The following is a 2,017-nucleotide window of genomic DNA, read 5'->3' on the forward strand; positions in this document are numbered from 1 at the left end:
TGGACAGCATCACCCAGTAACAATTTGCCGTTTGGTTTTCGGGGGCTTATAACTCGCGAAGAATCACCAAGCCCAAAGTCAGATATTGGCGTTTGTGGTGTTGCACCAACCATGCTGTCTCCTACTATGGGTTAAAGTGATATTTTGATGGTTACACAGCGGGATTTAATTTTTCGTTAATGTGAGAAAAATATTTATCCAAAAAACCAATGCACAAATGTTTAAACCCATGTAGGGTCGGATTTCTGTTTTAGTTTCTGTCGATATTCTCATGGCGCGTAGCTCAGCCGAAAATGTAACTTTGGTTCTCGGGCCAACCAATACGGGCAAGACGCATCTCGCGCTTGAACGGATGACAGGTTATGCCAGCGGCATTATCGGCTTTCCCCTGCGGCTTTTGGCGCGTGAAAATTATGACCGTTTGGTGGCGCGGCTTGGCGCGGCCAAAGTCGGGCTTATAACAGGCGAAGAACGTATCATTCCGGCATCAGCGCGTTATATCTGCGCGACCGTTGAATCAATGCCAGAATCCCTGACTTTGTCGGCACTTGGCGATGGGACGGAGGATTTGCCTGACCGGCGTTTCGAATTTGTGGGTGTTGACGAAATACAGCTTGCTGGCGACCGCGAACGTGGGCATGTCTTTACGGACCGGATCATTCATGCGCGCGGTCTGTTTGAAACGATGTTCATGGGCGCGGAAACGGCAGCCCCGTTATTGCGGCAGTTATTGCCTGCTGCCAAGATTGATTACCGTCAGCGCATGTCGCAATTATCCTATAGTGGTCCCAAAAAACTCACCCGTTTGCCACGACGCGCGGCGGTGGTGGCCTTTTCGGCAGCCGATGTCTATCAGATTGCTGAATTTATCCGGCGTCAGCGCGGCGGTGCGGCCGTTGTCATGGGGCGTCTTAGCCCGCGGACGCGCAATGCACAGGTCGAATTATACCAGAATGGCGAAGTTGATTTTCTAGTCGCGACTGATGCTATTGGCATGGGGCTCAATCTTGACCTTGCGCATGTCTCGCTGGCGGCTGATGTTAAATATGATGGCCGCAAGATGCGCAAACTAACTGCCTCGGAAATGGCACAGATCGCTGGCCGTGCTGGACGGCATATCAATGATGGCACATTTGGCGTCACCGACGGATGTCATGCGCTGGAACCTGAATTGATCGAGGCGATTGAACAACACCGTTTTCCGCCTTTGCGTGCCTTTTACTGGCGAAGTCGCGATCTCAATTTCACATCGGTTGATATGTTGCTTGGCTCACTCGAAGCACCGCCGCCATTGCCGTTTTTGTTCCGCAAGGGCGATGCGCTTGATCATCAGGCATTGATGGCACTAGCTAGACGACCTGAAATTAAAGACGCTGTATCGGGTGCGCACCAGGTGCGCCTGTTATGGGAGGTTGCCTGTGTCCCTGACTTTCGCCAGAGCCTGAATGAAAATCATTATGAAATGCTGGCCTCGATCTATCTGGCGCTGGTTGAAGATGGCGTGCTTGGCGTCGATATGGTGGCCAAAGCGATGACTCAGCTTGATCGTCTTGATGGTGATATCGACACTTTGATGACGCGACTTGCTTATATTCGCACCTGGACATACATTACGCATCGTTCTGACTGGACAGATGACCCTGCAGAATGGCAGGATCGTGCACGTAAAATTGAGGATCGCCTATCTGATAGTCTGCACATAAGATTATCTGAGAGATTTGTTGATAAACGCGCGGCCCATTTGAGTAGAAGACTAAAGGAAACTAAGAATTTGATGGCATCAGTTAAGGCCGACGGTACGGTTCTTGTCGAAGGTGAAAATGTAGGGCAGTTGGACGGGTTTGTCTTCATGCCTACCTTGTCCGAGGGTGAAGAAAAGGCAACGATTCTGGCCGCCGCCCGCCGGGGACTTCCCGATGAAATTGAGCGCCGTGTCCGTGCCTTTACCGGATCGGCTGATCTGGCTTTCAAACTGGATGAAAAAGGTAATGTCAGCTGGCGTGAATCCATAGTGGCG

General features: G+C 51.1%; 1 protein-coding gene. It reads left to right on the plus strand.

Annotated elements, in window-relative coordinates:
* Positions 1–271 precede the first annotated feature (271 nt).
* The coding region (locus ACTF7Q_RS10645) for a helicase-related protein (protein ID WP_438997809.1) at positions 272–2,017 on the plus strand (1,746 nt) is incomplete at its 3' end.

Source organism: Puniceispirillum sp. (SeqCode) (assembly GCF_965657105.1).
Classification (GTDB): domain Bacteria; phylum Pseudomonadota; class Alphaproteobacteria; order Puniceispirillales; family Puniceispirillaceae; genus Puniceispirillum.